The 22,868-nt window shown below is 33.2% G+C and carries 25 protein-coding genes; 7 read left to right on the top strand and 18 right to left on the bottom strand.

All coding sequences use genetic code 11. The features are described from left to right. Window positions 1–3: 3 nt before the first annotated feature. Window positions 4–720, top strand: coding sequence for a response regulator transcription factor (locus tag ACNQF8_RS14215; protein WP_417953842.1), 717 nt, complete (start codon window positions 4–6; stop codon window positions 718–720). 52 nt (window positions 721–772) lie between these two features. Here the strand turns inward: ACNQF8_RS14215 and ACNQF8_RS14210 are convergent, their stop codons facing one another. The 8 genes from ACNQF8_RS14210 to ACNQF8_RS14175 form a co-directional block, all read right to left on the bottom strand. After that, window positions 773–1,513 (bottom strand): acyl-[acyl-carrier-protein] thioesterase, encoded by a 741-nt coding sequence (locus ACNQF8_RS14210; RefSeq protein WP_417951414.1) that lies wholly within the window; start codon window positions 1,511–1,513, stop codon window positions 773–775. Window positions 1,514–1,550: 37 nt separating this feature from the next. Then, window positions 1,551–2,477: a tRNA (adenosine(37)-N6)-dimethylallyltransferase MiaA gene (miaA, locus tag ACNQF8_RS14205; protein ID WP_417951415.1), complete on the bottom strand. Its 927-nt coding sequence runs from the start codon at window positions 2,475–2,477 to the stop codon at window positions 1,551–1,553. A gap of 160 nt (window positions 2,478–2,637) precedes the next feature. Continuing rightward, window positions 2,638–3,462 (bottom strand): ion transporter, encoded by an 825-nt coding sequence (locus ACNQF8_RS14200; protein ID WP_417951416.1) that lies wholly within the window; start codon window positions 3,460–3,462, stop codon window positions 2,638–2,640. Between the two features lie 27 nt (window positions 3,463–3,489). Then, entirely contained in the window at window positions 3,490–4,851 is a 1,362-nt protein-coding gene (locus tag ACNQF8_RS14195; protein ID WP_417953843.1) for an exonuclease domain-containing protein, read from the bottom strand. A gap of 93 nt (window positions 4,852–4,944) precedes the next feature. After that, window positions 4,945–5,607: a YggS family pyridoxal phosphate-dependent enzyme gene (locus tag ACNQF8_RS14190; protein WP_417951418.1), complete on the bottom strand. Its 663-nt coding sequence runs from the start codon at window positions 5,605–5,607 to the stop codon at window positions 4,945–4,947. A gap of 33 nt (window positions 5,608–5,640) precedes the next feature. Next, window positions 5,641–6,861: a DUF1015 domain-containing protein gene (locus ACNQF8_RS14185; protein ID WP_417951419.1), complete on the bottom strand. Its 1,221-nt coding sequence runs from the start codon at window positions 6,859–6,861 to the stop codon at window positions 5,641–5,643. A 79-nt stretch (window positions 6,862–6,940) separates the two neighbouring features. After that, the gene (locus ACNQF8_RS14180) at window positions 6,941–7,828 is read right to left on the bottom strand and encodes a 3-hydroxyacyl-CoA dehydrogenase family protein (RefSeq protein WP_417951420.1); all 888 of its coding nucleotides are present in this window, start codon (window positions 7,826–7,828) and stop codon (window positions 6,941–6,943) included. Window positions 7,829–7,871: 43 nt separating this feature from the next. Further along, on the bottom strand, window positions 7,872–8,837 hold the full coding sequence (locus ACNQF8_RS14175) for a Gfo/Idh/MocA family protein (protein WP_417951421.1): 966 nt from the start codon (window positions 8,835–8,837) through the stop codon (window positions 7,872–7,874). 144 nt (window positions 8,838–8,981) lie between these two features. Here ACNQF8_RS14175 and ACNQF8_RS14170 point away from each other — a divergent pair, with 144 nt between their 5' ends. Continuing rightward, window positions 8,982–9,623: a protein-L-isoaspartate(D-aspartate) O-methyltransferase gene (locus ACNQF8_RS14170; protein WP_417951422.1), complete on the top strand. Its 642-nt coding sequence runs from the start codon at window positions 8,982–8,984 to the stop codon at window positions 9,621–9,623. 38 nt (window positions 9,624–9,661) lie between these two features. On the opposite strand, the gene ACNQF8_RS14165 is transcribed toward ACNQF8_RS14170, so the two are convergent. The 3 genes from ACNQF8_RS14165 to ACNQF8_RS14155 form a co-directional block, all read right to left on the bottom strand. Further along, a complete protein-coding gene (locus ACNQF8_RS14165) occupies window positions 9,662–10,711 on the bottom strand; it encodes a Fic family protein (protein ID WP_417951423.1) in 1,050 nt (349 codons plus the stop codon). Window positions 10,712–10,794: 83 nt separating this feature from the next. Beyond that, window positions 10,795–11,247 (bottom strand): SsrA-binding protein SmpB, encoded by a 453-nt coding sequence (gene smpB / locus ACNQF8_RS14160; RefSeq protein ID WP_417953844.1) that lies wholly within the window; start codon window positions 11,245–11,247, stop codon window positions 10,795–10,797. Window positions 11,248–11,285: 38 nt separating this feature from the next. After that, a complete protein-coding gene (locus ACNQF8_RS14155) occupies window positions 11,286–11,771 on the bottom strand; it encodes a histidine phosphatase family protein (protein ID WP_315210581.1) in 486 nt (161 codons plus the stop codon). Window positions 11,772–11,819: 48 nt separating this feature from the next. Between ACNQF8_RS14155 and ACNQF8_RS14150 the strand changes: the two genes are divergently transcribed. Then, entirely contained in the window at window positions 11,820–12,050 is a 231-nt protein-coding gene (locus ACNQF8_RS14150; RefSeq protein ID WP_417951425.1) for a VF530 family protein, read from the top strand. Window positions 12,051–12,052: 2 nt separating this feature from the next. Here the strand turns inward: ACNQF8_RS14150 and ACNQF8_RS14145 are convergent, their stop codons facing one another. The 3 genes from ACNQF8_RS14145 to ACNQF8_RS14135 form a co-directional block, all read right to left on the bottom strand. Beyond that, window positions 12,053–12,604, bottom strand: coding sequence for a DUF3575 domain-containing protein (locus tag ACNQF8_RS14145; RefSeq protein ID WP_417951426.1), 552 nt, complete (start codon window positions 12,602–12,604; stop codon window positions 12,053–12,055). Window positions 12,605–12,750: 146 nt separating this feature from the next. Beyond that, window positions 12,751–13,299, bottom strand: coding sequence for a GNAT family N-acetyltransferase (locus ACNQF8_RS14140; protein WP_417953845.1), 549 nt, complete (start codon window positions 13,297–13,299; stop codon window positions 12,751–12,753). Between the two features lie 15 nt (window positions 13,300–13,314). Continuing rightward, on the bottom strand, window positions 13,315–14,166 hold the full coding sequence (locus ACNQF8_RS14135) for an aldose 1-epimerase family protein (protein ID WP_417953846.1): 852 nt from the start codon (window positions 14,164–14,166) through the stop codon (window positions 13,315–13,317). Between the two features lie 172 nt (window positions 14,167–14,338). On the opposite strand from ACNQF8_RS14135, the gene ACNQF8_RS14130 reads away from it, so the two are divergent. Then, a complete protein-coding gene (locus tag ACNQF8_RS14130) occupies window positions 14,339–16,606 on the top strand; it encodes a M1 family metallopeptidase (RefSeq protein WP_417951429.1) in 2,268 nt (755 codons plus the stop codon). 83 nt (window positions 16,607–16,689) lie between these two features. Here the strand turns inward: ACNQF8_RS14130 and ACNQF8_RS14125 are convergent, their stop codons facing one another. Continuing rightward, window positions 16,690–17,730 carry an agmatine deiminase family protein gene (locus tag ACNQF8_RS14125; RefSeq protein ID WP_417953847.1) on the bottom strand — a complete coding sequence of 347 codons (1,041 nt, stop codon included), beginning with the start codon at window positions 17,728–17,730 and terminating at the stop codon, window positions 16,690–16,692. Window positions 17,731–17,915: 185 nt separating this feature from the next. Here ACNQF8_RS14125 and ACNQF8_RS14120 point away from each other — a divergent pair, with 185 nt between their 5' ends. Together ACNQF8_RS14120 and ACNQF8_RS14115 are read left to right on the top strand one after the other, a co-directional pair. Next, on the top strand, window positions 17,916–18,824 hold the full coding sequence (locus tag ACNQF8_RS14120) for a choice-of-anchor I domain-containing protein (RefSeq protein ID WP_417953848.1): 909 nt from the start codon (window positions 17,916–17,918) through the stop codon (window positions 18,822–18,824). Window positions 18,825–18,831: 7 nt separating this feature from the next. Further along, window positions 18,832–19,443 carry a choice-of-anchor I domain-containing protein gene (locus ACNQF8_RS14115; RefSeq protein WP_417953853.1) on the top strand — a complete coding sequence of 204 codons (612 nt, stop codon included), beginning with the start codon at window positions 18,832–18,834 and terminating at the stop codon, window positions 19,441–19,443. A gap of 79 nt (window positions 19,444–19,522) precedes the next feature. On the opposite strand, the gene ACNQF8_RS14110 is transcribed toward ACNQF8_RS14115, so the two are convergent. After that, window positions 19,523–20,410, bottom strand: coding sequence for a carbon-nitrogen hydrolase (locus tag ACNQF8_RS14110; RefSeq protein ID WP_039110633.1), 888 nt, complete (start codon window positions 20,408–20,410; stop codon window positions 19,523–19,525). A 256-nt stretch (window positions 20,411–20,666) separates the two neighbouring features. Here ACNQF8_RS14110 and ACNQF8_RS14105 point away from each other — a divergent pair, with 256 nt between their 5' ends. Further along, entirely contained in the window at window positions 20,667–20,948 is a 282-nt protein-coding gene (locus ACNQF8_RS14105) for a hypothetical protein (RefSeq protein ID WP_417951432.1), read from the top strand. Between the two features lie 27 nt (window positions 20,949–20,975). Here ACNQF8_RS14105 and ACNQF8_RS14100 read toward each other — a convergent pair whose 3' ends face one another. Then, window positions 20,976–21,281, bottom strand: a complete 306-nt coding sequence (locus ACNQF8_RS14100) for a putative quinol monooxygenase (RefSeq protein WP_417953849.1) — start codon at window positions 21,279–21,281, stop codon at window positions 20,976–20,978. Window positions 21,282–21,488: 207 nt separating this feature from the next. Continuing rightward, the gene (locus ACNQF8_RS14095; protein ID WP_417953850.1) at window positions 21,489–22,556 is read right to left on the bottom strand and encodes a serine hydrolase domain-containing protein; all 1,068 of its coding nucleotides are present in this window, start codon (window positions 22,554–22,556) and stop codon (window positions 21,489–21,491) included. Window positions 22,557–22,868 lie beyond the last annotated feature (312 nt).

The following is a 22,868-nucleotide window of genomic DNA, read 5'->3' as shown; positions in this document are numbered from 1 at the left end:
AATATGGAAAATGTAAATAAAAAAATACTTCTAGTCGAAGATGACCTTAATTTTGGTGCAGTTTTGAAAGATTATTTAATGCTAAATGATTTTGATGTTACTTTGGCCAAAAATGGAATGGAAGGATTCGAAAAATTCAAAAAGGATACTTATGATTTATGTATTCTGGATGTAATGATGCCTTACAAAGATGGTTATACTTTGGCTAAAGAAATCAGAGAAAAAAATAATGAAGTGCCAATTATATTTTTAACAGCAAAATCTATGAAAGAAGATGTGTTGAAAGGATATAAAGCAGGCGCTGACGATTACTTGAATAAACCTTTTGATTCTGAAGTATTGTTGATGAAAATCAAAGCAATAATCCAAAGAAAATCATCTGATACTAAAGCAGAGCAAGTAAAATTTGAATTTAATATTGGTAAATTTCATTTGAATTCAAAACTTCGTTTTTTAACTTTTAATAATGATGAACCAATAAAACTATCTCCAAAAGAGAATGAATTATTGAAAATGTTGATTCTTCACGAAAATGATTTAATGCCAAGAGAATTAGCATTGACAAAAATCTGGAGAGATGACAACTATTTTACTTCAAGAAGTATGGATGTATACATCGCTAAATTGAGAAAGTATTTGAAACTTGATGAAGATGTAGAAATTTTAAACATCCACGGAGAAGGATTCAGATTAGTTGTTAAGAATAAAGTAGCAGAATAAATAGATATAAGCCTCAAGAAATTGAGGCTTTTTTTACGGATTAAAAAGATATTTATTTCCAGTTCAATTGTAAAGCAAAACTTGTTTTATCTTCTTTTGTAATACTAAAAACTGTTTCTTTTTCGGAGATACTTTCATGAATGATGACTTTATCTTTTAGTGATAGCTCCTTTAAGAAATTCATCTCAAAACTTTTAATTTTTTGATTTAGAATTAATTTCTCATCAACAAGATCCATACACCATTCCAAATATTTGACATTATTAACATGATTTACAATGTCTAAATCGGATAAAAACACACTTTTTTCAAAAACAATTTCTTTCTCATGATTGAAGTTAATTTTAGAAAAACCTTCAAGAGTAGCTCTTTTTTCGGGATATAATTCAAAATGTTGAAACGGTAAAGCCAATCCTTCCGGTCGACGCTTTTTAGTATTAAAAACTGCCCAAAAAGTCTCTGAACCCACAATTTTTTCTCCATTTACGTGCATTTCGAGCGCCCGAACGGAACGGGAGTTTTCTAACGAATTGATCCATGTTTTTACAATTACCGTATCACCCCATTTTGGCAACTTGGTTATTTCGACACGCATTCTGCTTAAAACCCATGCTTGGTCAAATTCCTGCATGTCCGTAAAACTGATTCCGCCAATCTCTGAATGTGCAGCAGCCGTTAATTGTAAAATATTACATAAATCAGTGTATTTTAAAAAACCGTTTGGTGCGCATTGTGTAAAATTGATTTCCCAGTCTTTGCTTAATACGGAAGTGAAATTTGGAGAGATAGGCATATAAATAATTATGAATTTGTATTTTTAAATATAAGATTTATTGTTTTACTTTTTTTGAATTGATATAATCCACAGCAGCTTCATACGGAGTTTCAAAATCAAACCATTTAATGTTTTCATTTCTTTTGAACCAGGTCAATTGGCGTTTAGAAAATCGTCTGGTATTTTTCTTTATTTCTTCGATGGCAAATTCTAGTGAAATTTCTCTGTCAAAATAACTAAATAACTCTCTGTAACCCACAGTTTGCAGTGCATTCAATTCTTTATTTGGGAATAACGTTTTTGCTTCAGCAAGAAGTCCTTCATTCATCATTATATCAACGCGTTGATTGATTCGGTTGTAAATGATTTTTCTGTCAGCTTCCAGACCAATTAAAATAGAAGTGAAGTTTCGGCTGTTTTTTTTCTGGTTTAAAAAAGAAGAATACGGTTTTCCAGCACCAATACAAACTTCGACGAAACGCATCATTCGTTGCGGGTTTTGTAGCGTTTGAGGATTTTCGGCGGTCAAAACTTTGTAATAATCTGGATCTAAAACTTCGAGTTTTTGCTGTAAATATCCGATTCCTAATTTTTCATAATTAGTAGTTATCTCAGCACGGACTGCAGCGTCTATTTCTGGAAATTCATCAAAACCTTTTAGAATTGCATCAACATACAATCCGGAACCGCCAACTAAAATGGCGTAATCATTTGTCAAAAATAATTCATCAAGTTTAGCAATAGCTTCTTTCTCGAAATCACCAACGGTATAATTTTCGAATATGGATTTGTTTTGGATAAAATGATGGGTAGCTGCTGCTAACTCGGCTTTGTTTGGTACAGCAGTTCCAATGGTCATTTCCTTGAAAAACTGCCGGCTATCGCAGGAAACAATATCACATTTGAAATAATTAGCTAAAACAATGCTTAGGGAAGTTTTCCCGATAGCTGTAGGTCCGACGATAGTGATTAAGTATTTCATATTTTTTTAGCCCAGATGGAAACGGAAACCCCGGAGTTATGGAAGTTAGTTTTTCTTGGTGTAAAAGAGCGACTGGAGGAAGCTCCTTTTATGCCTTAGAAAAACAACTGAAATAACGAGGAGTTGCAGTGTACAGCTGGAATTGCTTCCAATTAATAAATTATAGTTCTGCTCCGCAATGGAAACAGTATTTTGCATTAAATTCATGTCCCTCAGTACCGCATACATTACAAGGATTGATTCTCTCAGACCTTGGTTTTTTGCGGTTGCTAGTGGCAAATTCCGCTGAAACAATTCCTGTGGGAACAGCAATAATGCCGTAACCCATTATCATAACTACCGAGGCGATGGCTTGTCCTAGCGGGGTTATAGGAGAAATATCTCCATAACCTACTGTTGTAAGTGTCACGATTGTCCAATAAATACTGATGGGAATGCTGGTAAAACCACCTTCTTCTCCTTCAACGACGTACATTACTGAGCCAATGATTACACTGCTGATTAACATGAAGTAAATGAAAATAAGTATTTTTCCTCTGCTGGCAATCAACGCTTCTTTTAGATGCGTGGATTGGCTGGAGAATTGTGGGTGTTTCAAAATTTTGAATAATCGCAACAATCGTAAAGCTCTAACAACTGTTAAAACGCTGGTTCCAACAAAAAATAGGGAAAAATACATGGGTAATGTCGCTATCAAATCAATTATACCATAGAAACTGAAAATGTATTTTAAGGGTTTTTTTATAGAAATTATTCTAAGAATGTATTCTAAAGTAAAGAAAATTGTAATAATCCATTCCAATACAATAAGTTCATAATGGTACTTTGTATCAAAACCTTTTACCGTTTCTAGCATAACTATAACGACACTAACTACAATGACGCCTAAAAGAATAAGATCAAATAATCGTCCGGAAGCTGTGTTGGTTCCGTAAATTACGACATTAGTTCTGTGTCTAAAAGCGTCAAATTTTGACTTTTGCATAATTATTTTGTAATTATTAGCATACCATTAGAATTTAACAATCTTCAATGTTTTACTTTTTCGAACATGACTTTGAATAATATTACGAGTATCCCTATTATTTTGCATGGGGATGATAATATTTTTAAGAATTTCGATATTGTTGATTTGATAGTTTAAATCATAGAAAGCATAGCCCTTATAAATTCCGTTTTCAATCAAAACGGCGCTTCGCTCATTGATGGTTCTACCTCGGTCAACAAGTACCATATTTTGATTTTCGAAACTATTTTTATCTATAAATTCTTGAACTCTTGCGTTATATTCTTCAGGTGAAATCTCACCAACACAAGCTCCATCACATTCTTTTATGTTGTATTGAAAACAGTTTGTTTTAGAAACATATAAACCGGTAAGTTTTTGGCACAAGTTATAATGGGAAGTGATTCTGAACAAGGCATTTTTGCCTTCTTGCAGGGAAGTAAAGGAGGTGATTTCTTTTTTTCGACCATCAGCTTTTTGAAGCTTTAGGTTGAGATACCCATTTTTATCTTTTTCAGCATACAAAGCCAGTTGAAAAATACTTTTTCGTTGTGCTCTGTTATAAATGGGTTTGTTGATTTTTATTTCCTCACTTTCTTTCAATAATGCAATCAATTCACTTCCAGTTTCATCATACGTAACTGTGAAAACTTCCGCTTGTATTTTTTTGCATTTTGTGGAAGTCCCAGTAAAATGCTGGTTGATACGTTTTTTTATGTTTCGGCTTTTGCCAATGTAAACCAAATTCCCTTTTTCATTGTGGATATAATAAACACCAGTTTTTGAAGGTAAGCTAGCCACAATATCCAGTAATTTTGGGGCAATTCCTTTTTCGATTTCTAGCTTTATAAAATCTTTTACAATTTCTTTCTCTAAATCTTTTTCTAAAAGAATTTTGAATAATTTGACAGTTGCCAAAGCATCACCACTGGCTCGGTGTCTATCAGCCATTGGGATTCCAAGGGCACGAACGAGTTTCCCTAAACTATGGGAAGGTTGCTCTGGTAATAATTTTTTTGATAATTCAACCGTACAAAGTGTTCTGGCTTCAAAATCATATCCTAATCGGCGGAATTCAGTTCTTAATATTCGGTAATCAAACGAGGCATTATGAGCTACGATAACACAGTCATTTGTCATTTCGATGATGCGTTTTGCAACTTCAAAAAACTTTGGAGCAGAACTTAACATGGCATTATTAATCCCAGTAAGTTTTACTACAAAGGGCTGTATTGGAATTTCTGGATTTACTAAACTGATGAATTGATCTACAACTTCATGTCCATCAAATTTATAGATGGCGATTTCAGTTATTCCTTCTTCGTTGAATTGTCCTCCAGTGGTTTCTATGTCGAGTATTGCGTACAAATTTTTTGTTTAATGTTTAATGTTTCAAGTTAAGAAACATCTAAAATGCTTCGCCAGTCCGCTATCGCTCGGGTTAAAAGCGTTAATCGATAATTAATTTCGTCCCCCAAAGATACTACTTCCTATTCGAACCATAGTGCTTCCGCATTCAATTGCAAGTTGATAATCTCCGGACATTCCCATTGAGATAATTTCTAGTTGGCAATTTTCAGTTTTCAGTTCTTTTGTTTTTTCGAAAACTGTTTTCAAATGCAGGAATTCTTTCTTGATTTGATCTTTATTGTCTGTAAAAGTAGCCATTCCCATTAATCCAACGATTCTAATGTTTTTCATTTCATGAAATTCACTCGAGGATAGGAGTGAAGCAAGTTCTTCATCATCTAATCCAAATTTAGTTTCCTCATCCGCAATATAAATTTGTAGTAAGCAATCGATAATTCTATTGTTTTTTAGTGCTTGCTTATTGATTTCCTGTAATAATTTCAAACTATCTACACCGTGAATCAAGCTCACAAATGGTGCCATAAATTTGACTTTATTAGTCTGAACGTGACCTATCATGTGCCATTGAATGTCTTTGGGCATTTGTTCCCATTTCTCCGACATTTCCTGGATTTTGTTTTCTCCAAAAATGCGTTGACCAGCTTCATAAGCTTCCATTAAATCTGAAACAGGTTTGGTTTTAGAAACCGCAACTAGGGTTACATGTTCCGGTAATGTAGCTTTTATATTGAGTAAATTATTTTTTATTGACATTTTAATGTTTTGATTTTAAATCGTTATCAATACCTAAAGTTCATAAACGACTAATCCGCTTCTAAACTTTGGTTCAATATACGTACTTTTTGGAGGCATTATCAAATTGGCATCAGCCAAGGCTTTTATTTCTCCAATATTTGATGGAAATAGAATAAAACCGATTTCAAATTCTCCTTGATCAATTTTGTTTTTTACTTCCAATACGGATTGTTTTCCTGAAAGGTATTCTATTCGCTCATCATTACGTAAATCTTCAATGGCAAGAATAGGCAGTAACACTTTTTTGTATAAAATTTGTGTGTCTAAACTATCCAAAGCAGTTTTGAAAACTTCATTTTCTTTTCGTAAAATTAAGCTATAAAAGGCATTATCCAGATACATTCCGAATTGGTGCTTTTGAGAAGGCTGAAAAGGTTGTTGGAATTTGTTTTCAAGAATAAAATCCTTTTCTAATTCTTTGATGAAATCTTCTTTTGATAAACCGTTTAAATCTTTTACTAAACGATTGAATTCATATATTTTGACGTTATTTTCAGAAATTAAATAGCTCAGAATATGATTTTTTGCAGTGTTTTCTGGATCATCATTTTCCTCAGATAATAATCTGAGTGCTTCGGTACGATGATGACCGTCAGCGATATAAAGATTGTTTGTTTTTTCAAATATATTTTGAAGCCAATTGATTTCTAATCCATCTTCAATTTTCCATAGATAATGAATCTCTTTTTTTGTGGTTGAAAATTCAAAATCAGCTAATTTTTGGGTACAATTAAAAATCCAGTTTTCTATGGTTTTATTATCTGGATATGTCATTAAAACAGGTTCAGTATTGAACTCTGAATATTTCATGTAGTCTTTGAGTAATCGGACTCTAAAAGCAATAATATCTTCATGCTTTTTGATGATATCATTACAATAATCTGCTACACTTGTTCCTGCAATAATCCCTGTGAATGAATGTGTTTTAGTAACAATTTTATGAATATAAATAGCAGGTTTTTTATCTTTTACTAAAATGATTTCATTTTTGAAATCCTCGTATTTTTGATGTACTTGTCGATATCTTTTTTCAAAAGAAACGCTTTCCTGATTGGTATAAGCTGGTTTTAGAATATGCAAAAAAGATAATGGATTGAAATCCAATTGTGCTGCTAATTCAGCATTTACATATTCTTCATAAGAACGACAAGTGACGAGACAAACCTTATCACGAGTAGGACGAACTGCTTTGAAAGGAACTATTTTAGCCATAATTATGTCAAAAGTTAAAAGCCAAAAGTCGAGAGTTTAAAGTAATTAACTTTATACTCTCGACTTTTGACTATTATGACTATATAAATTGTTTAGAAATCTTCTCTGCTTTTTTGCTTTCAGAATAATCATAGAAACCTTCACCTGATTTAACCCCCATTTTTCCTGCACGAACCATATTTACCAATAACGGGCAAGGAGCATATTTTGGATTTTTGAAACCGTCATGCATTACATTTAAAATAGCTAAACATACGTCAAGACCAATGAAATCTGCTAATTGTAAAGGCCCCATTGGGTGTCCCATACCAAGTTTCATAACAGTGTCAATTTCATAAACACCAGCTACTTTGTTGTATAAGGTTTCGATAGCTTCGTTGATCATTGGCATCAAAATTCTATTGGCAACAAAACCAGGATAATCGTTGACTTCAACAGGCGTTTTTCCTAATTTCTCCGAAAGAGTCATGATTGTTTTCGTCACTTCGTCGCTTGTGTTGTAACCACGAATGATTTCTACTAATTTCATAATTGGCACCGGATTCATAAAATGCATACCGATAACACGTTCTGGATGTGCCACAACAGCTCCAATTTGAGTAATTGAAATGGAAGAAGTATTGGTTGCCAAAATCGTATTATGAGAACAAGCTTCATTCAATTGCTTGAAAATGTTTAGTTTTAATTCTACATTTTCAGTCGCAGCTTCAACTACTAAATCAACACCTACAACACCATCTTTAATATCTGTATAAGTGATAATATTGGTGATCGTTTTAGCTTTGTCTTCTTGTGTGATGCTCCCTTTTGCAATCATTCGGTCTAAATTAGCTGCGATGGTTGCCATTCCTTTATCTAATGATTTCTCTGAAACATCTATTAATTTTACGGTAAAACCACTTTGTGCAAAGGTATGGGCGATTCCATTTCCCATTGTTCCTGCTCCGATTACGGCTATTGTTTTCATTCTTATTTTGGATTAAAATATTTTGATTTTTATGATTTAAAGATTACTTTTTGAAGCAATCAATAATTTGATACGCTACTCTTAGTGCTTCAGTTGCTTGTTCCAATGTAACAACAGGTTCTTTATCATTGATTATTGCATCTGCAAAAGATTCCAATTCGTCAAGAATTGCGTTATTTTGTTCTACATCTGGATTGGAGAAGTAAATTTGTTTTTTTACACCTTCGGCATTTTGTAAAATCATATCAAAGTCACCAGGAACTTCCGGAGCATCTTTCATTTTTACCACTTCACATTTCTTTTCTAAGAAATCTACTGAAATGTATGCGTCTTTCTGAAAAAAACGAGACTTACGCATATTTTTCATCGAGATTCGGCTTGCAGTTAAATTGGCAACGCAACCATTTTCGAATTCTATTCTGGCATTGGCAATATCCGGTGTATCACTAATTACTGAAACCCCGCTTGCACTAATATTTTTTACTTTGGATTTTACTACGCTCAAAATAGCATCAATGTCATGAATCATCAAATCCAAGACTACAGGAACATCTGTTCCACGAGGATTGAATTCAGCAAGACGATGGGTTTCAATAAACATAGGGTTTTCAATCATGTTTTTAGTAGCGATGAATGCCGGATTGAAACGTTCTACATGCCCAACTTGACCTTTTACATTATATTCTTTGGCCAAAGCAATAATTTCTTCGGCTTCTTCTACCGTATTTGAAATGGGTTTTTCAATAAAAACATGCTTGCCGGATTTGATGGCTACTTTGGCACATTTGTAGTGAGAGAGAGTTGGTGTTACAATATCAATTACGTCAACTGCATGAATAAGAGTTGCAATTGTGCTAAAATGTTTATAACCAAATTCTTTAGAAACCTTCTCGGCATTCTCTTGATTTGGGTCATAAAAACCAACTAATTCATATTTATCAGATTGTTGTAATAAACGCAAATGTATTTTTCCTAGATGACCAGCACCTAATACTCCAATTTTCAGCATAACGATGTAATTTTTACAAAAATAGCAATAAAATGATTAATCTATTATTGATATGAGACAATTATTCAGTTAATTTAAAATTTAAAATCCAACATTTGAATTCAGAAATTCTTTTCTATTTTTACCAAAATAAAATAGTAAATTTTGAAAGACACAGCCAAGCATCAAGGACTTCGGAATCAATTAGTAAGCGTTTTAGAGCAAAAGGGGATTACTGATAAAAGTGTTTTGGAGGCGATAAAAAAGATTCCAAGACATTTATTTTTGAATTCCAGTTTTGAAGATTATGCCTATCAAGATAAAGCATTTCCCATTGGTGCAGGTCAAACGATATCGCAACCATACACTGTAGCTTTTCAATCTCAATTATTAGAAGTAAAAAAAGAGCATAAAATTTTAGAAATAGGAACAGGCTCTGGATATCAAACAGCTGTTTTATGTTTGTTAGGAGCCAAAGTATTTAGCGTTGAAAGACAAAAAGAATTGTTTAAGCAAACTTCTATTTTATTTCCAAAACTGAATATTCGTCCCAAACATCTTTCTTTTGGAGATGGATACAAAGGATTGCAAGGTTATGCTCCTTTTGATAGTATTATCGTAACTGCAGGAGCTCCATTTATTCCACAGCCATTGATGGCGCAGCTAAAAATAGGAGGAAGGTTAGTCATTCCATTAGGCGAAGAGGTACAAATCATGACTTTGCTAATCAGGAAAAATGAAACTCAATTCGAAAAACATGAGTTTGGTGAGTTTCGATTCGTTCCTTTATTAGAAGATAAAAATTAAATAAAACCCGTCTCGCTTAAAATAACGAGACGGGTTTTTTATTGACCAATAATATTTAAATACCGTTCTAGGCTTTCTTTTTCTATTTGAGCAATGAATAACAAAAAATCTTCTTTATTATTTTTAGTTTGCGCTGTTTCCAGCGATTGATAATAGCGCATTCTATTTTCATAGTCACCTTTTATATTAGCGATGATATAGCCATGTTGCAACAAAACTAGATTCATTACTAAACGTGAAGTTCTGCCGTTTCCATCAATAAATGGGTGGATTGTCACTAAACGTTCGTGCATTTCAGCAGCTAAAATTATCGGGTGAAGCGTTGATTTATTACTTTCGTACCAAATAAAAAAATCTTCCATTTCCTTAGCTACTAAAAAAGGTTGTGGTGGCATGTGGCTACTTCCTTGAATCATCACTTGTACTTTTCTATAACGACCCGCATCTTCAGGGTGGATACCCCTCAAAATAAGATTATGAATAGACAGTACTTCGCGTTCATTTATGGAACTATTTCTTTGCATTAAATCTTTGATGTAGGCAATCGCTTCTTGATGATTAATCACTTCAAGATGTTCCCGCATACTTTTTCCGGAAATCGTTAAACCTTCGTTGATAACCAAATCAGTTTCACGCAACGTCATAGTATTGCCTTCGATACGGTTACTTTCAAAAGTATATTCCAGTTCTAGAGCCTGAGCAATGCGGTAACTATCAAACTGACGAAAACTATCCAGTTTTGTTTTTAAAATATCTATTTCATCAAGAATTTTTTGAAGTGTAGTAGATAGTTTTTTCTTGGATGGTTTGCTTTGATATCTTAATTCTTGCTCCGCAACTAATAATGCTTTTAAAGCAAATTCATCCTGACCAATTTCATAAAGAATTTTTTCTTTAAGCCAAGCAACCATTATTGTCTCTAAATCTATTTCTAGTAGAGATGCTAATTTTATAATTTGCTCTCTAGTGGGTTTTCTGGTTCCACTTTCAAACTTACTGATTAAGGCTTGGTCAATTCCTAAAAGTTGTGCCACTTCTCTAGTTTTGAGTCCTTTTTGTTCTCTTGCATTTTTGAGTAGTGTTTTCATTTTTAAAAAATGTTTGTAATTGTCTTGACAAATTTAGTCATTTTTTTAATGTAAAAAATAATTTATTTCAATTTTCTTTTAATTTAAAATGATTTTTTGATTCTGTCTAGATCGCGTTTGGTATCCTGTTCTTTAAGAGATTCGCGCTTATCATAGGTTTTCTTTCCTTTACAAAGGCCAATCTGAAGTTTAGCTATTCCTTTTTCATTGGTAAATAATTTCAAAGGGACTATTGTCAATCCTTTCGCTTGAACGCTTCTTGCTAAGCTTTTTAGCTCTCTTTTATTTAAAAGTAATTTACGTTCACTTCTAGCCTTGTGGTTAAATTGATTACCAAAAGTGTATTCTTCAATGTAAGTATTTATTGCAAAAAGTTCATTATTACTGAATTCACAAAAACTTTCTGTAATATTTGCTTTCCCTAATCGAATAGATTTAATCTCGGTACCGGCTAAAACAATTCCAGCAGTGAAAGTCTCGATTATTTCATAGTCAAATCGAGCTCTTTTGTTTAATATGTTTATTGTTTTTAGCATAATGCAAATGTAGCAAAAATTAAAGGTTTAGCAATAACTTATGGCAATTTCAGAAGTTGGTGTGTAATTGTTTCACCATTTATAGTTACTATATAAAGATTACCAAAAGTAGTATCTTCAATATCTGCATATATCTTTTGATTAATAATTTGATTAACAAAATTAGGTGTGGTATTACTATGACCAATGATTAAAACTTTTTTACCGAGCGTTTCTTTTTGGAAAGATTCAATTGCTATAGTCTTTGGGTTATATAGTTTAATTTGAATCTTCTTAGTTGTAGCAGTAGGAGTTGCAGTTTGGATTGTTCTTTTATAATCTGTTGAGTATATTTCATCAAAACTAATTTCAGAGAATATTTTATTCCAAAGATTAGCTCTTTCAAGACCAATTTCAGATAAATCAGGATTTTGAGAATTATCTACTTTTTCAGCGTGACGTATGAAGTAATATGTGGTTGTACTTTGTTGTCCAAAACTAATTTGTAAAACAAATAAAGCGATTATTATTAGATACTTTTTCATTTTAATAAATTTAAAAATTAGTATTTACGATTTTAATATATTTGCAAAATGGAAAACTCAAAATCGAAAGATCCGCTTCACGGAATTACGCTTCAAAGAATCGTTGAACGATTAGTAGATCATTACGGATTTGATACATTAGGAGAATTGATAAAAATTAAATGTTTTACAGATAATCCAAGCATAAAATCTAGTTTGACTTTTTTAAGAAAAACGGATTGGGCAAGAAAGCAAGTGGAAGATTTGTATATAAAAACAGCAGCTAAATTACCCAAATAAATCTAGTTTAACTTATAAGAAACCATTACACCGCCTCTATAAGGAAACCATTCACCACTTTTGTTATACTCTTTAGCCACGTCATAACGCTCGCCTGTAGTTACACTATAGCCTTTATAAAAACCTTGATGCCAACCGCCACCTAAGAAACAATCCAACATAAATTTGTCATTGATTTTTACTTGATATCCAATAGTTGAACCTATGAAATATCCAAAACCTTTTTCATATTTATCAGTATTTATGTAGTTCCATTTTTGAAAATTAAAAGCACTAGAACCAATATGCGCACCTGCATAAAAACCATTGTGTTTTTCTTTAAAATGATATCTATATTCAGAGGTGAAAGTATAAAATTCTCGAGGGTTGCCATTTATTGATTTCCAAAAAGAACCCAAAACATCAAATTGTAATGTAGATTTTTCTCCAATACTGGTTTCAACACCAACATTTGGAACGGTTAATAAAGTAGTAAATACATTTGCTTTTATATAAGTTTGACTTTGTGATAAAAAAGAAAAGAACAAAAATGTGGCGATAAATAATTTTTTCATAAAGAATGGTTTCTACTTTTTTAGTCAAATATTGACTAAAAACAGGCGCAAATATAGCTATTAATGTTTGATTGCCTTTTATGTTTAAAGTCAATATTGTCAGTTTAAACGTATTTTAACATTATGGAGGAAGACAGGAATAAACACTATTTGTTTAAAATAGAATAAATTATTGTATCTAAAAATCGCCCTTCATAAAATTCATTTTCTTTTAAATGAGCCTCTTTAACAAAGCCATTTTTTTCTAAAACTTTTGCTGAAGCATGGTTGTCCGGGTCAATTATTGCTTCTAGTGAATGTAATTTCATTACTTGAAATCCATACTTTATAGCTTCTTTGACCGCTTCGGAAACAATTCCTTTTCCATGATATTCCGGAAGTAGCATATAACCTAATTCTGCGCGATAATGTTCGGGTTTTATTCTGTAATGACCAATGATTCCAATCAGTTTGGAATTGTTTTTCAACGTAATCGCCCAATTGATACCTTCATTACTATCTATTTTGCTGTCAATCATGGCGATATGTTCCAAGGCGTCTTCATCTGTTTTTACTAAAGGTCTTGGAATATATTTCATCGTTTCCGGATTGGATCGCAACGCGAAAATCTCCTTTATATCATTAGAATCTAATCTTCTTAAAAGCAAGCGTTCGGTTTCTAAATTTGGAAATGGACTGAAATTTATAGTTAACATATTTACATTTTTTAATTAAAGGATTTCAATACTGAATTTTGAATGGAAAGTTGCATTGGATTCTAAAACTTGAATACCTTCTTTTTCGAATAGATTTCCAGAATTTTCATTGGTATCCGAATAACCAAACCAAGGTTCAATACAAAGAAAAGGCGCATTCATTTTTGTCCAAATTCCTAAACTTGGAAAATCCTCAAAATGTACTCTTAAAATTGAATTTTCATTTTCTAAAATAGTCAACGAATTGGATTGTAATGTTTTGAATATCAAAGCGTCATTTTCGAACAATTCATAGGTCAACGGAATCTTTTTATTAGTAACGTCTAATTTCTTCGTTTTATTTGAAATTAAATCATCTTCCAAAAGATAATATTCTAAAGATTCTTCTTTTTCGAAAGCTATTGCATAATTCTCAAAGTGATTTGGCAAAGCAAAAGCAGGATGCGCACCAATAGAAAACGGCATCGTAGATTTTCCTTTATTAATTACTTTATATGCAATTGATAAATTATTTTCCTCTAATGTATAAATCAGCTGTAATTCAAATTCAAAAGGATATACTTTTACTGTTTCTTCAGAAGATTGTATCGAGAAAGTTGCACTATTTTCTGTCGAATCAATTAACTCAAATTCCATATCTCTGGCAAATCCATGTCGCGATAAATGATATTCCATTCCATTATAATCAAAGGAATTATCTTTTAAAGTCCCAACAATTGGGAACAAAATAGGAGAGTGCTTACCCCAAAAGTCTGAATTTCCTTCCCAGATGTATTCTTTATTTTGATTTGTTTTTAAGGAAATTAATTCAGCGCCAAAATGTTTGATTTCAGCGGTTAGTATTGAGTTTTTTATTGTAGTTGTCAAAATTGGTCTTCGTTAATTTAAAAAATTGATTTTGTATGGTAAATATATTTTATAATTTTTAATTCTAATTAGGTTTAAGCTTGATTTTATTTAAATTAAATGGAATCAATTCTTTCTTAATAGTTTAAAATCCTCTTTTTTTTCATTAATTTGTGATATAAATCATAAGAAAATGAAAAATATTCGCTTCGGAGTCATCTTACATCTGACTTTATTATTGGGAGTTACGTCCGTTTCGGCGCAACAAACCCCAACAAATGCATCCGGTAATGCAGTTTCAAAATACGATTATCATGATGCTTTTGCTCCACATTTTTACTCTAAAAATGGAACAAGTACACGTTCAGCAAGTGGGCAACCTGGAGCTGAATATTGGCAAAACAGTGCCGATTATAAATTAACGGCAAAACTGGATGATAAAAACAACGAAATTTCTGGAACAGGAATCATCACCTACACGAACAACAGTCCTGATAAATTGGCTTTTGTTTGGATGAATTTAGATCAGAATTTATTCAAAGCAGATTCCCGTGGAAATGCAGTTGTACCTTTGACAGGAAGCCGAAATGGGGCTCAAGGCCAAGTTTTTGATGGCGGTCATAAGATAAAATCGGTGAAAGTTATCACAACTTTAAAAGGAGTCGCTACTGAAACTACTGCAAAATATGTTATTACTGATACTAGAATGCAGGTTTTTCTTCCGCAGGGATTAAATGCAAAAGGTGGTTCTGTTAAAATAAAAATCGACTTTTCGTTTATAGCACCATTTGAAGGATCAGATAGAATGGGAGTTTTAGAAACTAAAAATGGTAAGATTTTCACGATAGCACAATGGTATCCGCGTATGTGTGTGTATGATGATGTACGAGGTTGGAATACGAATCCGTATTTAGGAGCTTCGGAATTTTACTTAGAATATGGTGAATTTGATGTGAGCATTACAGCGCCATCGAATCATATTGTGGTTGCATCAGGCGAATTACTAAATCCTACAGCAGTTTATTCTACTGTGGAGCAAAGTAGATTAGCACAAGCAAAACAAAGTGATAAAACGGTTTTTATCCGTACAGCTGCCGAAGTTGAAAATTCATCAAAAATTGTTTCCGCAACTACTAAAACATGGAATTATAAAATTAAAAATGCCCGTGATTTTTCTTGGTCATCATCAGCGGCATTTATTTTAGACGCAGCAAAAATCAATTTGCCAAGCGGTAAAAAATCATTAGCTGTTTCCGTTTATCCGGTTGAAAGTGCAGGAGACTTAGCTTGGGGACGTTCAACTGAATACACGAAAGCCTCTATAGAAAATTATTCTAAAAGATGGTTAGAATATCCGTACCCAGCGGCTACGAATGTTGCCGGAAACGAAGGTGGGATGGAATATCCAGGAATTGTTTTTTGTAGCTGGGAGTCTAAAGGCGAGGATTTATGGGGCGTTACAGATCATGAATTTGGACACATTTGGTTTCCTATGATTGTTGGGTCAAACGAAAGAATGTTTGCTTGGATGGATGAAGGTTTTAATACTTTTATTAATTCATTGAGCTCAGTAGATTTTAATAATGGCGAATACAAAGAAAAGCCAGTGGATATGCAGCAAAGAGCAGAAGTGTACACTAGCCCAAATCTAGAGACTATTATGAGTTCTCCAGATAACATGAAGGAGCGCAACATTGGTCTTTTGGCGTATTCTAAACCAAGTTCTGGATTAGTGATTTTGCGTGAACAAGTTCTTGGACCGGAGCGTTTTGATTTAGCTTTGAAAACCTATGTAGAGCGTTGGGCATACAAACATCCGCAACCGGACGATTTCTTTAGGACAATCGAAAATGTTGCTGGAGAAGATTTGAGTTGGTTTTGGAGAGGTTGGTTCCAATACAATTGGCGATTAGACCAAGGAATTAATTCGATAAAATACGTTAAAAATGATCCAAAACAAGGAGTTGTAATTTCGATTGAAAACTTAGAAAAAATGGCAATGCCGGTAAGTTTAGACGTAAAAACGAAAAGCGGGCAACTAACTCGTGTTAAGTTACCAGTTGAAGTTTGGCAAAGAAACAAAGCTTGGTCATTTAAACACAATTCTACAGAAGAAATTGAGAGCATTACAATAGATCCTGATCATGTTTTACCGGATACCAATACAGCAAATAACACTTGGACTGCAGATAAAGGTTTGATTGAAAAAGATGTAATTCTGGATGGCTATTTAGGAACGTTTTCAACTAAAATGGCGCCACTTAAAATTACTTTTTCAGAGAAAAATGGTGTGTTAAATGTTTTGATAACAAATTATCCGAGTTTCACAGTAGAATCAACAGGAAAAAACAGTTTTGAATCGAAACAAGCTGGGCTTAAATTTGAATTTAATGACAGCCTAAACGGATTTGATATGATTATACCTGAAGGACAAAAAATACCCTTTACCAGAGATAAATAGTATTTTGGCATAATAAAATAAAAAAGACTTGTAGCAATTATTGTTACAAGTCTTTTTTTATGTGATCTATTTTTTTTCTAAAGCTACTCCGGAATTTGTTGGCTTAGGCAATGTAATGTTCCAAAACCCCAAATAAAATCTGTAGCGCTAATCCCGATGATTTCTCTGTCAGGAAAACATTCTGCAAGGATGTTCAACGCTTTTCGGTCATTACTGTCGTTAAAAGTAGGAACCAAAACACAATTGTTCAAAATTAGGAAATTAGCGTAACTCGCTGGTAATCGCAAACCATCAAATTCCAAACGTTTTGGCATCGGTAAAACTACAATTACAGGTGATTTTCCATTTTCCAGTTTTGCGTTTTGCAAGCGTTTTAAATTGTCTTGTAATGGTTTGTAGTTGTTATCTGTTGGATCAGTTTCTACAATTGTCACAATCGTATCTTCATTTACAAATCGGCATAAATCATCAATATGACCGTGAGTATCATCTCCTTCAATTCCGTCACCTAGCCAAATCACATTTGTAATTCCAAGGTATTCCTTGAAAACCGCTTCGTAATCTGCTTTGGTGAAATTTGGATTCCGAACCTGAATATCGGGATGCATCAAACATTCTTCTGATGTCAATAAAGTTCCACGACCGTTACTGTCAATCGCTCCGCCTTCTACAATTACCGGTTTTCCTTTGTACATAACTTGAGTCAAAGGAATATTCAAGAATTCACCCACTTTCGCAGGTACAAATTTGTCTAATTGAATGTTTTTATACTTGGCCCAACCATTAAAATTAAAGTTCAAAGCTTCTCTTTCGGTTCCGTTTTTTACAATAATCGGACCCGAATCACGCATCCAACTTCTATTGGTTTTATGAATGATGTAAGAAATATTTGTTAGCGTAACATGAGCCGTTTCCAGCATCGTATTGACTTTTTCTTTTTGGTTTTCATCGGCAACCACTAAAAATACAGTTTCGAAAGTAGCCACTTTTTTAATGAATTCGACAAAAGCCCATTGAACCGCATCGTATTTTCCTGGCCAGTCTTTTCCGTTGTGAGGAAAACACAGTAAAATCCCTTGTTGCTTTTCCCATTCGGCAGGGAATCTTCTATTATTTGTAGTCATACAGCGTTTCTAATTTTAAAGACTACAAATATAAACATTCAATAGGATTTTAAAATAGTTGGTAACCATTCATTTCGGACATTTCATAAATTTTATAAGAATAGTTTTGGTAATGATTATATAATATTGAGTTAATTCTTGTCGGGCTTCAGCTAGTTATTTTTGAAAAAATTAAAAATACAGTTATGAAAAAATATGGTATTACACTATTAGCGGCAATTATGGTTTTGTCAAGTTGCGAAAATGACTCTAATAAGGAAGAATCTCCTGAGTTGGTTGTAAATGAAAATGTAGCAACTTTCAAAGAAATTGGTTCGATAACTATTGGAGGCGCCGGAGCTGCTGAAATAAGTGCTTATGATGAAGTTTCTAAAAAATTATTTACTGTAAACAACAGTAATACGAACAGGATTGATGTTATTGATTTGTCTAATCCATCCAGTCCGGTTTTTCTAACAAGTATCGATTTAACTCCGTTTAATGGAGCTTCAAATAGTGTTGCTACCTATAATGGAAAGTTAGCAGTGGCATTAGAAGCAAAGCCAAATAAGCAAGATGCCGGAAAAGTGGTTGTTTTTGATACCGCTAATTACAGTGTAATCAAAGAAATTACGGTTGGTGCTTTGCCGGACATGATTACATTTTCTCCTGACGGGAATTATATCATGACTGCTAATGAAGGAGAACCAAATGATACATATTCAATAGATCCGGACGGTTCTGTATCTATTATTGCCGTTAATGCTAATTATGCGGTTACGACTTTAAATTTCGGAAGTTTTAGCACTCAATTGAGTACACTGAAAACTAAAGGATTCAGAATTGCAAGTCCAACAAATAATTTTGCCTCTGATATAGAACCGGAATACATCACGATTTCTGCTGATTCAAAAACGGCTTGGGTGACTTTACAGGAAAATAACGGAGTGGCTAAAATTGATTTGGCTACTAAAACAATCACGAATGTATTTCCTTTAGGCTACAAAGATTACAATCTTGCCGAAAATGCTATCGATATCAGTGATAAAGATGGTGGCGTTTTGGCTAATACATGGAAACTAAAAGGAATGTTTCAACCGGATGCTATAAACTAATTTTGAAATCAATAAAACCCCTTATTTTGTTACTGCAAATGAAGGAGATGCCAGAGAATATTCTGCTTTTGTAGATGTAAAAAGAATCAGCAGTTCGTCTGTTATTTTGGATCCAATTGTATTTCCTAATGCTGCATCTTTAAAAGCAGAAGCTAGCATGGGAAGATTGAATATCAATACTAAAATGGGTGATACGGACGGCGATGGTGATTTTGATGAATTAGTTTCTTTTGGAGCACGTTCTTTCTCAATTTGGAATGGAAACACAGGAGAAATAGTATTCGACAGTAAAAATGAATTAGACAAGAAAGCACAAGAATTGGGTATTTATGATGATGCCAGAAGTGATGATAAATCAGTAGAGCCAGAATCAGTTGTGGTGACTAAAATGGGCGATAAAACGATTCTCTTTGTTGGATTGGAACGAGTAGATGCCGTTATGGTGTATGATGTTTCGAATCCTGCTGCTCCAAAATTTTTACAGACTTTTAAAACCGGTGATGCGCCTGAAGGATTGCTTTTTATTCCAGCTTCAAAAAGTCCTACTAAAAGAAGTTTAGTTGTGGTAAGTAGCGAAGGCGATGGTGTCGTTAAAATATTTCAACCGGATTTGAATTAGATTTAGAAGTTTACTTTAAATAAAAATCCCTGCTTAGAATTATTTCTCAGCAGGGATTTTTTTATTATCGAAAGACGATTTAGTCAATCGCCCTTTTGGTAATATCACCAAAAGCGTCTATTCTTCTATCTCTAAAAAACGGCCAGTTTTGACGCACATTTTCTTGTAAGTCTAAATCTACTTCGGCAATCAGGATTTCTTCTTTGTCGTGTGAGGCTTGCGCCAAAATTTCACCTTGTGGTCCCGCTATAAACGAAGATCCCCAAAACTGAATTCCCGCCGTATCAGGTAAATATTGCTCTAAACCAATTCTGTTTGCTGCAGCAACATATACGCCATTTGCAACTGCGTGACCTTTCATAACACTCATCCAAGCACCATGTTGGTTTTCACCGTACTGCTCTTTTTCTTGTGGATGCCATCCAATTGCTGTTGGGTAAAACAACACTTCAGCACCTTGTAAAGCAGTCAAACGTGCTGCTTCAGGATACCATTGATCCCAACAAATTAAAGTTCCTACTTTTCCTTTTTTGGTTGGTATTGTTTTAAAACCTAAATCGCCAGGCGTGAAATAGAATTTTTCATAAAAATGTGGATCGTCCGGAATGTGCATTTTGCGGTACAATCCTGCTTCTGAACCGTCTGTGTCAATGATGTACGCACTATTATGGTAAATTCCTGCCATTCTTTTTTCGAAGAAAGGAACAATAATCACCACGCCTAACTCTTTTGCCAAAGCGCTAAAAGCAATAAACGAAGTACTGTACAATGGTTCTGCCAAAGCAAAATTATCTACATCTTCGCTTTGACAAAAATAATGACTGCTGTATAATTCCGGCAACGAAATCACTTCGGCACCAAGGTTGGCGGCATCACGAACCCAACTGATACATTTTTTTAAGTTGTTTTCGGCAATATCATTAAGATTCAATTGAATGACCGCTATTTTGTATTTTTTGTTTGGCATGACTAAAATTTTAGATTGCAAAAATAGTGAATTTTATAAAGAGTAGAAAATAGAGGCAATGCGTTTTTTAGGTTTTAAATTGTCTGTAGGTTCATTGTATTGAATTTTTAGGAATTAAGCCAAAGAAAAAATTAATATAAAATTGGCATTAACAAAGTCAAGGAGGTTTTATTTTTGTATAGGTATTATGGCTAATAAAACGGGTTAAGTTTTACTACAATACAAGTAATTTAGTATTCATTAAATTTTCACCATTATGACAGATGAATTCACAATCATCGATAAAGAAGACATCGCTCTTCTTAAATTTCCGACAACAGATGTTCTTGACGATGTTGACGAAATAAAAACCAGAATAAGCGATATCAATAGGGCTTTATCATTGGGAAATTTAGAACATTCAAAAATTAAAATTTTCTTTGAAGATGATGAATCCAAAAAAATAGTAGATACTACCGTTTGGGGCGTTACAGACAAAAATGTGATGTTAAAACAAGGTGTGATGATTCCAATTCACAGAATATACAAGTTGTTTTAGTGTATATTCTTTAATTATTTGGGAAGGTCATTTTTTCATCTTATTAGCCGAGCCAATTAGAGTTACATCTACAAGTTCCAAAGATTTAACCATATCTTTAACTGTCTCCTTATATTTCTTAAAATGAGTTGTTTCTATATGAGATTTGTATGCCGTTGTATCAGCATATATTTCAGGTATTGTGATGTGTGATGGTTCGGTTTTGTCAGCAACGGCGTAATACGTTAACACTCCTGGTTCAAGACGAACTGCATTAGTCATTTGTTCTTTTAACGCAATATTATAATTGTCCAATTGCAACGGATCAACTTTAATTTTTGCCAATCTTACCATTTGAATTTTTTTCTGAGCCACAGTATTTGTGCTAAAGGAAAGTGTAAATAAAGTGAATATTACAGTCAGCAATTTATGGGTTGGTTTAAATATTCTCATCTTTATTGTGTTGAAATTATAATAGTTAGAGCCCTTTTTGATATTTCTCAATAAGCTGCTTGCTTATGTTCGTGTTCACGAGCGGGACGCTTGGCAGTATTGTTATTTCTATTCTGTTAGGTATAAATTTGCTATTTCTTCGATGAAATTTTCTGGACGAGAACCTACTAAATTCGTCAAAATCACTACTGAAACATTATCTTTTGGATAAATGTACAAAGCATTTCTATTTCCACCGAGAGAGGCAATTACAGGGTTTTTAACTCTTGAAGAGGAGTAAAAACCAATCGAACTTTGATTCAGAAAACCGTCTTCTTGATATATTTCTCCATTTTCTAATCGAATTGGAGTCCAAAGCGTATTTAGATTTTCAGCATTAATTAATTGATTACTTTGTAATGCGATTACCCATTGTGCCATTTCAGTTGCTGTTGAATAGATTCCACCTGCAGGAAATAAATTTGAAGGCATTGGTTGATACACATTGGTTAGAATATTATTTCTAAAATAAGAATACGGCTTTGCGGAGTGCTTAATTATGTTGTAAAAATCGCCTATTCCAGCTTTGATGGAGTTCTTCATTCTCGCTTTTTTATACTGGTTTTCTGTAATGAATTGTTCAAATGGCTGTCCACTTATTTTTTCAATAAGCATTCCAAGCAGCAGATAATTTGCTTGACTGTCTCTAAATTCTTTACCAGGTTTAAAAACAAGAGGTAATTCTTTTATTTTTTGAAATAAAGTCTCACTATTTTCAGACAACATATTTCCTTGTGAATCCCAAATTTCAGGTAGTCCTGATTGATGAGTTACTATTTGTTTTACGGTAATATTTTGCCAAGTTTTAGGAAGCTTATCCAAATATTTTGAAATAGGTTCGTCCAGATTTAATGTGCCATTTTCTACTAATTGCATAACCGCAACTCCAGTAAATGCCTTAGTAATAGAATTAATGCTAAAAACAGTCTGGCTATCAACCGCAATTGAATCTTCGACTGATGCTAAGCCGTAATGACTTGTTTTAACAATCACATTATCTTTAATTACTGCTAATTGCAAACCAACAATTTTGTTTTTTTGCATCAAGTCTTTAATAGCATTATCCACTTTGTCAACTTGGGAATAAGTAAAATTACTAAAAGTAAAATAGGCAAGGAGTAGCATTATTTTTTTCATGTATTATTCTGTTTTTTTGGTTGGTTTTAAATAGTCTGCAGATATTTCTTATTTGGATTTTCTCATGACGATTCCGAAGTCGGGAGACTTCGGAGAGCTAACGTTCTGTTACTACAGCAGGTTTGGGACTAAATTAAGGCCTATTTTCGGATTTGAAAATCATCCCAAATACAAAACCAACTTTCCATTAAGCCTATTGCCCAAATCCGTTGTAGCATCTATGTAAAAGCATAACTTAGAGTTACTAAAAACGAAGATTATGCAATTACAAGATGCCTTAACTATTCCAAAGATATTCATTGGTTTAGACAT

Origin of the sequence: Flavobacterium labens (genome assembly GCF_048286755.1) — a bacterium.
Taxonomy (GTDB): Bacteria; Bacteroidota; Bacteroidia; order Flavobacteriales; family Flavobacteriaceae; genus Flavobacterium.
The sequence above is the reverse complement of the archived record's forward strand: the minus strand, read 5'-3'. Positions and strand labels throughout refer to the sequence as shown.

Bases quoted from the DNA above. Each gene is read 5' to 3' on its own strand.
- ACNQF8_RS14215 (WP_417953842.1), top strand. From the start codon at position 4: ATGGAAAATGTAAATAAAAAAATACTTCTAGTCGAAGATGACCTTAAT.
- ACNQF8_RS14210 (WP_417951414.1), bottom strand. From the start codon at position 1,513: ATGCCTATCTCTCCAAATTTCACTTCCGTATTAAGCAAAGACTGGGAA.
- miaA (WP_417951415.1), bottom strand. From the start codon at position 2,477: ATGAAATACTTAATCACTATCGTCGGACCTACAGCTATCGGGAAAACT.
- ACNQF8_RS14200 (WP_417951416.1), bottom strand. From the start codon at position 3,462: ATGCAAAAGTCAAAATTTGACGCTTTTAGACACAGAACTAATGTCGTA.
- ACNQF8_RS14190 (WP_417951418.1), bottom strand. From the start codon at position 5,607: ATGTCAATAAAAAATAATTTACTCAATATAAAAGCTACATTACCGGAA.
- ACNQF8_RS14185 (WP_417951419.1), bottom strand. From the start codon at position 6,861: ATGGCTAAAATAGTTCCTTTCAAAGCAGTTCGTCCTACTCGTGATAAG.
- ACNQF8_RS14180 (WP_417951420.1), bottom strand. From the start codon at position 7,828: ATGAAAACAATAGCCGTAATCGGAGCAGGAACAATGGGAAATGGAATC.
- ACNQF8_RS14175 (WP_417951421.1), bottom strand. From the start codon at position 8,837: ATGCTGAAAATTGGAGTATTAGGTGCTGGTCATCTAGGAAAAATACAT.
- ACNQF8_RS14165 (WP_417951423.1), bottom strand. From the start codon at position 10,711: ATGAAAACACTACTCAAAAATGCAAGAGAACAAAAAGGACTCAAAACT.
- smpB (WP_417953844.1), bottom strand. From the start codon at position 11,247: ATGCTAAAAACAATAAACATATTAAACAAAAGAGCTCGATTTGACTAT.
- ACNQF8_RS14155 (WP_315210581.1), bottom strand. From the start codon at position 11,771: ATGAAAAAGTATCTAATAATAATCGCTTTATTTGTTTTACAAATTAGT.
- ACNQF8_RS14150 (WP_417951425.1), top strand. From the start codon at position 11,820: ATGGAAAACTCAAAATCGAAAGATCCGCTTCACGGAATTACGCTTCAA.
- ACNQF8_RS14145 (WP_417951426.1), bottom strand. From the start codon at position 12,604: ATGAAAAAATTATTTATCGCCACATTTTTGTTCTTTTCTTTTTTATCA.
- ACNQF8_RS14140 (WP_417953845.1), bottom strand. From the start codon at position 13,299: ATGTTAACTATAAATTTCAGTCCATTTCCAAATTTAGAAACCGAACGC.
- ACNQF8_RS14130 (WP_417951429.1), top strand. From the start codon at position 14,339: ATGAAAAATATTCGCTTCGGAGTCATCTTACATCTGACTTTATTATTG.
- ACNQF8_RS14125 (WP_417953847.1), bottom strand. From the start codon at position 17,730: ATGACTACAAATAATAGAAGATTCCCTGCCGAATGGGAAAAGCAACAA.
- ACNQF8_RS14120 (WP_417953848.1), top strand. From the start codon at position 17,916: ATGAAAAAATATGGTATTACACTATTAGCGGCAATTATGGTTTTGTCA.
- ACNQF8_RS14110 (WP_039110633.1), bottom strand. From the start codon at position 20,410: ATGCCAAACAAAAAATACAAAATAGCGGTCATTCAATTGAATCTTAAT.
- ACNQF8_RS14105 (WP_417951432.1), top strand. From the start codon at position 20,667: ATGACAGATGAATTCACAATCATCGATAAAGAAGACATCGCTCTTCTT.
- ACNQF8_RS14100 (WP_417953849.1), bottom strand. From the start codon at position 21,281: ATGGTAAGATTGGCAAAAATTAAAGTTGATCCGTTGCAATTGGACAAT.
- ACNQF8_RS14095 (WP_417953850.1), bottom strand. From the start codon at position 22,556: ATGAAAAAAATAATGCTACTCCTTGCCTATTTTACTTTTAGTAATTTT.